The following is a 265-nucleotide window of genomic DNA, read 5'->3' on the forward strand; positions in this document are numbered from 1 at the left end:
TAATGAAATACCTAAGGCACGCGCTACAGTGTAAATACCGTCACCAGATTTAACTGTGTAAGAGTTACCTGATGTTGACGCAGATGATTGGGTAGTTGAAGCACTTGAAGTTGACGTAGCTGAACTTGAAGTCGCTTGACTAGATGAAGCTTGGCTAGATCCACCAGTTGTAAATACTTTACCTGGGTGAATTAAGTCAGAACCGCCGTTTAAGGCACGGGCTTCCGCTAATGAAATACCTAAGGCACGCGCTACAGTGTAAATA

General features: G+C 43.8%; 1 protein-coding gene. It reads right to left on the reverse strand.

All coding sequences use genetic code 11. The features are described from left to right. Positions 1-265, reverse strand: a 265-nt coding sequence (locus AC973_RS00550) for a LysM peptidoglycan-binding domain-containing protein (RefSeq protein WP_048725884.1), incomplete at both ends; no start/stop codon positions are given.

This window comes from Carnobacterium sp. 1290_CSPC (assembly GCF_001053265.1).
Lineage (GTDB): Bacteria > Bacillota > Bacilli > Lactobacillales > Aerococcaceae > Aerococcus > Aerococcus urinaeequi.